General features: G+C 46.5%; 9 protein-coding genes. 7 read left to right on the forward strand and 2 right to left on the reverse strand.

The window, feature by feature from the left end; genetic code table 11:
* The 7 genes from C5O24_RS09480 to C5O24_RS09510 form a co-directional block, all read left to right on the forward strand.
* Positions 1–1,172: DUF3987 domain-containing protein (locus C5O24_RS09480; RefSeq protein ID WP_107681754.1), on the forward strand; the 1,172-nt coding region annotated here is incomplete at its 5' end.
* A 90-nt stretch (positions 1,173–1,262) separates the two neighbouring features.
* Positions 1,263–2,345 (forward strand): DUF6371 domain-containing protein, encoded by a 1,083-nt coding sequence (locus C5O24_RS09485; protein WP_107681755.1) that lies wholly within the window; start codon positions 1,263–1,265, stop codon positions 2,343–2,345.
* A 104-nt stretch (positions 2,346–2,449) separates the two neighbouring features.
* A complete protein-coding gene (locus C5O24_RS09490; RefSeq protein ID WP_161553868.1) occupies positions 2,450–2,848 on the forward strand; it encodes a DUF3408 domain-containing protein in 399 nt (132 codons plus the stop codon).
* 218 nt (positions 2,849–3,066) lie between these two features.
* Entirely contained in the window at positions 3,067–3,417 is a 351-nt protein-coding gene (locus tag C5O24_RS09495; protein WP_107036793.1) for a plasmid mobilization protein, read from the forward strand.
* Positions 3,414–3,908, forward strand: a complete 495-nt coding sequence (locus C5O24_RS09500) for a relaxase/mobilization nuclease domain-containing protein (protein WP_107681756.1) — start codon at positions 3,414–3,416, stop codon at positions 3,906–3,908. The genes C5O24_RS09495 and C5O24_RS09500 overlap by 4 nt, the downstream gene beginning before the upstream one ends.
* Before the next feature lie 57 nt (positions 3,909–3,965).
* A complete protein-coding gene (locus C5O24_RS09505; RefSeq protein ID WP_133165517.1) occupies positions 3,966–4,427 on the forward strand; it encodes a hypothetical protein in 462 nt (153 codons plus the stop codon).
* A gap of 2 nt (positions 4,428–4,429) precedes the next feature.
* A complete protein-coding gene (locus tag C5O24_RS09510; RefSeq protein ID WP_107036795.1) occupies positions 4,430–5,464 on the forward strand; it encodes a hypothetical protein in 1,035 nt (344 codons plus the stop codon).
* 51 nt (positions 5,465–5,515) lie between these two features.
* Here the strand turns inward: C5O24_RS09510 and C5O24_RS09515 are convergent, their stop codons facing one another.
* Together C5O24_RS09515 and C5O24_RS14035 are read right to left on the reverse strand one after the other, a co-directional pair.
* On the reverse strand, positions 5,516–6,502 hold the full coding sequence (locus tag C5O24_RS09515; protein WP_107036796.1) for a hypothetical protein: 987 nt from the start codon (positions 6,500–6,502) through the stop codon (positions 5,516–5,518).
* 25 nt (positions 6,503–6,527) lie between these two features.
* A partial coding sequence (locus C5O24_RS14035; RefSeq protein ID WP_161553869.1) for a hypothetical protein occupies positions 6,528–7,044 on the reverse strand: 517 nt, incomplete at its 5' end.

Below are 7,044 nucleotides of genomic sequence, written 5' to 3' on the forward strand. Positions count from 1 at the left end.
GTCTTGGCATCGGTAACACCCATTTTGCCCGGCTGAAAGGGAAATGGGATGAGAGTGCCATTCTGTTTCTGGCTCTTGTCGGCAGACCCGGAGCGTGCAAATCACATCCGCTGAACTTCGCCATCCGTCCGTTCTCAGATATTGACGGCGTAAACAACAGTGCCTTTCAGAAAGAACTTGCCGAATATAACCGCCAGTGCGAGTTGCCGATGAAAGAAAGGACTGTTACGCATCCGGTAATGCCTGTTAACAAACGCTTCCTGATTTCTGACGCAACTCCGGAGGCCATGATGCTTATTCACTCCCACAATCTGCGTGGCATCTGCATGTGGAATGACGAGTTGGCGGGATGGTTCAAGAACTTCAACCGATACAACAAAGGCTCTGACGAGGAATATTGGTTGAAACTCTACAACGCCAACCCGATATTCTCAGACCGAAAGGGTGCGAAAGACTCCGTGTATATCGGCAGACCATTCGTATCGGTTGTCGGCACAATCCAGAACGGTATTCTCAACGAACTTGCCCAGGGCAGCCGCAGCTCAAACGGCTTCATCGACCGCCTTCTATTCGTCATCGCCAACAATCAGGATAAACAGGCGTGGAGCGACAAAGAACCGTCATTCGACATTGAGGTTTCATGGGCTGAGATTATCGGCAAACTTGTGGATATGCCATACAAAACTGATGAAGACGGCAAGGTTATCCCTACAATTCTCGGCTTCTCGCCGGAGGCAAAGGCAAGGCTCTACCAATGGCAACGGGAGAATACCGAGGACTGTAACCGGGAGGAAAATGACGCGCTGAAAGGTGTATTCAGCAAATTCGATTTTCATGCCATACGCTTATGTCTGATAATCCAGATGGCACGTTGGGCTTGCGGCGAGGCTGACAAAAATGAGATAGACCTTATTTCGGTAGAGAATGCCATAAGTCTTGTGGATTATTTCAAGGCTACCGCCACAAGAGTGCAGGGCATAATCAAGGATTTATCGCTGTCAGAACTGCAACGGGCTGTCATAGCCGCACTGCCGGAGGAGTTCACAACCGAACAAGGCGTTGAAATTGCGATAGCCAATTCTATGGCAGAGCGGACTTTCAAGGATTTTGTAAAGCGGTTCACCGGCATCCATTTCCAGAAGGTACGTCACGGAGTCTATGCGAAATTATGATTATAACCCTGCATTTTCTGCACTTTCCGCATTTTCCACCCACCATAATGCAAATAATGCGGATAATGCAACCAAAATTTTGATGGGATTATGAGCGAACACCGATTTATCCTCCAACCCTACCGTGGTGTTGGAAGCCGCCACACTTGCCCTGCCTGTCACAAGAAACGCTGTTTCTCACGATACATCGACACCGAGAAACAAGTCTCGTTCCCTGATGATGTTGGCAGGTGCGACCATGAGCAGAGTTGTGGCTATCACCTCACGCCAAAGGAATATTTTGAGCGCAATCCGCAGGACAAGCCTCAGCACTCCGATTGGTCAGCTCCGTCAGCCAGCAGAGCCACGCCGGCCGAGACACCCAAGCCAGCCTCTTTCATAGAGGCAGAGAACGTTGCACAGACTCTGCACGGATATGACCGTAACAATCTCTTTCTGTTCCTCAAATCGAAGTTCGGGTCCGATGATGCGGAGAGACTGATGAGAGAGTATTGCGTTGGCACATCGAAGCACTGGCCGGGGGCTTGTGTGTTCTGGCAGACCGACATCAACGGACGTGTCCGCACCGGGAAAGTGATGCTCTACGATGCCGGGAGCGGCAAGCGTGTCAAGGAGCCATTTAACCATGTGTCGTGGGCCCACTCGCTGATGAAGTTGCCGGACTACAATCTCCGTCAATGTTTTTTCGGTGAACATCTGTTGCCGATGAACCGTGGCAAGCCTGTTGCATTGGTCGAGAGCGAGAAGACGGCACTGATAGCGAGCTGGTATCTGCCCGAATATGTATGGCTCGCCACCGGAGGCAAGAACGGATGTCTCAATGCCGATGCACTCCGGGTTCTCCGTGGACGGCAGGTTATCCTCTATCCCGATTTGGGCGCGACAGAGCAGTGGGGGCAGAAACTACCATTGATGAAGTCGCTCGGTATCGAAGCCACCATCTTCAACTTTATGAATGATGTTGCCGATGATACTGACAAGTCAGCCGGATATGATATTGCCGATTATCTACTGCAAATCGAGCCAGACCAAGCCGTGCTGCAAAGTATGATTAGAAAGTATCCGATGTTGCAGAAATTCATAGATGACCTGCAACTCGAATTAGTATCGGTTGAACGATATAACCCGACAACCGAAACTCCATTGTCAAACCGTATAAACGAGAAAAAATGACTAACAAGAAATCTCAGTCAACACCCTCTCCCTCCACCGCCATGTCAACACCCAAGACTGGCAAAACATCTACCGATTGTATAACTCCCAAATCTGATGATATTATGAAATCTGATACTACTCCCAATCCCGTTGACCCAGCTATGCCTGTCAACATCGACAACTCTGATGTTGCTGTTAACAGCAACGACCGCAACACTCCCGACAACACCGCCAATCTGTTCAACGATGAACAGACTGCACCCACACAACCTAAACAACAGCGTGTGGGCATAAAACAGCGTAAGCTGGAGTTCGGCGAATACAAGGAAACATATCTCATCCCGGTGAAGATTGTCAAGCGACATTCGCTCAACATCAGCGATGCCACATGGGAGCGACTTGAACGTTACGCCAGAATCCTCGGCGACCGTGGTGCCAACGTAGGCAGCTATGCCGAGCGCATCATCTGCGAGCATCTCGACCTGTTCGGCGACGACCTCGAGGCATGGCGCAAACTCTGAGAATTGACAGCCGGAAATAAGCGACTAATCGGGAGGCACAGAGTCCCGTCAGGGATGGAAACGGAGGTATGCTGCGCAGCCTGATTCAGTAGTAGTGGGCAAGATACCTTTTGAGTTCCTCAAAAGGGGGCAATCCGACCGCCTGACGGTTGATTGCCTGCCTCCCGATGGTCGCATATTCCAGTATAATGGTTACACCGATTACAATGATTTACAACATGGATAAATCGAATGGAAGACCGCGCCTCGGCTCGGCAAAAAGAGACAGGTATGTCAAGATAAGTTTCAATGACGGCGAGTATGACCGCGTTGATATTCTCTCGGCAAAGGCAGGTATGAACAAGGCTGAATATGTCCGCATCCGGGCTTTGGAGGATGTCATCATCGCATTCCTCTCTGACGAGGAAAAAGCCCTTATCCACGAGTTGAAAAAACTCGGACCCAATCTCAATCAAATCGCCCATACAGGCAATACCGAGGGATTGACCGCTATTGAAGACAAGGCTAATTTCTGCCTTGACATGGTGGCCGACATCCTCATAAATCTCAAAAAACGGACACAAAGATGATAGGAAAAATTTTGAAATCCGGGTCGTTCGGTTCAAAGGTTGACTATGTCACCCGCGAGAAACACGACAAAAGAATATTCACTCCCGACACTTGGAAGATACTCGGAAGCGATGGTCTGGTGGGGACGAAACGCCGTCAGATAATCGCAAGTTTTGAATCTCAGTCTATGCTGAATCATCGAATAAGCAATCCTGCCGGACACATAACATTGTCTTTCGCCGCCGAGGACAGACCGAAATTATCTGATAAAAAGATGCTTCAGATAGCGAGAGATTACATCAGGATGATGGGACTTGACAAGACCCAATGGCTTATTGTCCGCCATTACGAAACCGACAAACCGCACTGCCATATCGTGTTCAACATGGTAGGCAACAACGGCAAGCGTATGGAGTGCGGACGCAACCGCTACAAGAATAAGAAGGTCTGCGAGGCATTGACGCGGAAGTATGGACTCGCTCTGCCCAAGCAGGAGAATCCCGATTTGTAGAAACTGCACGGCATCGAAAGAGCAAAAGCGGAGATAAGAATCGCCGCCACGGAAGCATTGAAAAATGCCCGCGACTGGAATAGTTTTGCGCGTGAGTTGGCTAAAAAGAACATCTCAATCATTCCGAAATACCGCCGTGGCACTACCGAGATGCAGGGCGTTTCCTTCCAACTTGGCGACTACAAGGTGAAAGGTTCTGATGTCGGAGAGCAGTTCAAATTCAGAAATCTCGACAGCCTTTTCAATTCGCAGTCACATAGCCGACAGTCACAGCCGAGGCAGACTCAGCCACATCAAGCCAGTGTCGATCAGTCGGCAGTATTCTCGTTGGCAAAATCCACAATGGAGACTCTGGAAAAGGCTGCGGAAGTGACCGCTGATATTGGCGAGTCTATATGCAATATGGTTGGCGGTGCGTTCCAACTTGGAAACGGTCACCTTGACGAGAACGAGCAGGCCGCAGCCAACCAACTGCTGAAGAGAAGAAGAAAACGTAACAACAAACCCAGATTATCCTGATTATGGCAAAGAAAGATAACATCTCACTTGTTCCACAGTGCGGGGACATGGATATGGAATTGCTCCGCCGCCAAATGAAACGGCTGGAGGACGCACTGACGGAGATTAAGAATGAGATGGCAAATGTGGCAACGAAAATATCGGCTCCCGTTATGCTTCCTGCCACCCCCGAGCCAATGGAAATTACGGAGATTAAAATTCCTGATAATCTCGCCAAAAGCGAGGATGTCGCCACACTCACCGGAATAATCCAGACTATGAACGGCTCAATGGCTCTTGTCGTCCAAGGCATGGCAGATCTCAAAAAGGCAGTTGAGGCAATGCCGAAGCCGGAGGACAAGACCGATGAGATTGTTAAAAAGGCAAGCGAGGTATTCGTGTCAAAAGTCACTTCAAATCTGACTCCCATCATAGAGAAAGGACATACGGAGTCCTACTATAATGGAAGAAAGCAGTATGATGGCATCAGCGTCAAGGATGCAGCTGACATTTACTATCAGATAAATGGATTGCGAACTGATGAAGACCTGAAGGAAAAGTTGGCGAAGCGAGATAAGAAAATCAAGATTCTATCCTTTGTCATCATTGGTCTTGTGGACATCATTTTCGGTTTGGGTTATTGGATACATTCTGTCAAAGTCGAGAACCGGGAACTCACAAACATTGAATGGCTATACCGCGCCCAACGAGCAATCAGCAATGACAGTAAGTTTATTGACAGGATAGAAAAGGATATGTTAGGCACAGATGAGGCTGAAAAAGATGGTTGGAAAGATCTCATCGTTACGAGAGAGTCAACTGGACCTGAATTCAACTTCTTCTATCCTCATGATGATTGGCAATCCAAAAAGAAAGAAGAATCTCCGCAGGAAGTAGACCCGGCACAATCTGAATCAAAACCGGATGAAATACCGATGCCTCACAAAAGTCCGACTCGCTACACTCCCGGTGAGATAGAAGCAATCAAGCAAATGAGAGCCAACCCTCACATCCCCGATGATGCCAAGCCTTCTCTCCCTGAAGGTTACGAATATTAATTTAAGAATTCTCCACCGAGCATTTCATTATAAATTCTTCGGTGGAGATTTTTATTTTACAGAGATGTGAATATAAGAATTGTCTTTAATGGAGCATCCTGTGCAGTATATGGGATAGCCATAGTTCCCTTCGATATAGGGATGTCTGAAATAATCATACAAGGCATCGGATTCAGTATGAAGTTCCGCGTTTTGGTCAATGCCTGAATTGGTAAGGAGAACTACATGTGTATTTTTCAGATTTTGTTTTTCAGTTCCAATCATAGATGGTTTAGATATAATGGCCCTGACTTCAGGATATGTCAAATCGCTGCCAATAACAAAATATGCCGTGGATCCATAAGTAATGCTCCTGACATACACCAATCCCTTTTCAGATGGTATCTCATTTGTAAAAATGCCTTTTTCGGGTATATCCATCGTAACTGTAAATCCTTTGAATATGATTTCTCCGATAGTCCAGCTCTTGATTTTATCAATATCCATCTTTTGCTTTACTATACTTTCAAATGTCTCAGCAAAAGATGGATTATCCGGGAAGATTCTGATAAGACTATCAAGATTATTCATTTTGGCACATCTATATAAATTCAGCTGGGGTTCAGAGTTCAATTTATATTCCTCAGACCTGAGCATACTCTTCATAAACCGGCTATAATTTACTCCGGAAGGATTCTCTATAGTCGAAATAAAAGGGTCACTGAAGTTGGTATATACGACAATCGGTTTTTTATTACCGGAAACCTCCTGATCAAACGTGGTTGCAAAGGCTTCTTCTGGAAAAACTGCTGCCGGATATATGCCTGGAGGATTGCCGTTGCAATTCCAGTTCTGAACGCCGAGGAATTTAGAACCGATGAAAAGCTCGTTTACCGATAACTGATTGCAAACAATCGTATCCCATGCTAAGGCACATGTTTTATCAGAATCCGGATTGGAATCATTACCCGGTGTGGGTTCATCATAATTGCATCCACCAATCAGGAAACAAGCAATAATATAAGTCACTGCAGTCAAGATCTTACTAATTTTTCTCATGCAATTCATCTCATGTTATAATGCACTAAAAATGAGGGATTGTATATCCAAGACAAATATTCGGTAAAGCAACTACACCGTCAATAGGTGAACATTTCAGGTCTCCAATAAGTAAGGATAATCCAACTTTCATGAAGAATCCGGATTTACGTTGAAGTCGGTATCCGATATTGATTGTACCAATAATGTTAGGTCGGAAAATTTTTTTACGGGTTGAGTACCTTTCAAAATCCAATACTCCATCTTCTTCTGAAGGGAAGAAGATAGTTTTATAATGCAGCTCGTCTCTATTGACCAGATATGTTGTCATGCCAAATCCTATTTCAAATTTGCTGGCACGTTTACCCAAAATTGCATTGATCTCGAAAGGAATACTTATTCCCCGGCTTTCCGCATCATAGCTGGCATAACACCCATCCAGCCCATCATCTCTACTCCAAGAAATGTCAGTAAAAGCAAGCCCCAATGAATAGCCAAGTATTCCACCTGCCTTAAAACGGCTGTCAAGCCCCACTCCAATGCCTGTTGAGGTACCTAAAAAT

Source organism: Paramuribaculum intestinale (assembly GCF_003024925.1).
Lineage (GTDB): Bacteria > Bacteroidota > Bacteroidia > Bacteroidales > Muribaculaceae > Paramuribaculum > Paramuribaculum intestinale.

Bases quoted from the DNA above. Each gene is read 5' to 3' on its own strand.
- C5O24_RS09485 (WP_107681755.1), top strand. From the start codon at position 1,263: ATGAGCGAACACCGATTTATCCTCCAACCCTACCGTGGTGTTGGAAGC.
- C5O24_RS09490 (WP_161553868.1), top strand. From the start codon at position 2,450: ATGAAATCTGATACTACTCCCAATCCCGTTGACCCAGCTATGCCTGTC.
- C5O24_RS09495 (WP_107036793.1), top strand. From the start codon at position 3,067: ATGGATAAATCGAATGGAAGACCGCGCCTCGGCTCGGCAAAAAGAGAC.
- C5O24_RS09500 (WP_107681756.1), top strand. From the start codon at position 3,414: ATGATAGGAAAAATTTTGAAATCCGGGTCGTTCGGTTCAAAGGTTGAC.
- C5O24_RS09510 (WP_107036795.1), top strand. From the start codon at position 4,430: ATGGCAAAGAAAGATAACATCTCACTTGTTCCACAGTGCGGGGACATG.
- C5O24_RS09515 (WP_107036796.1), bottom strand. From the start codon at position 6,502: ATGAGAAAAATTAGTAAGATCTTGACTGCAGTGACTTATATTATTGCT.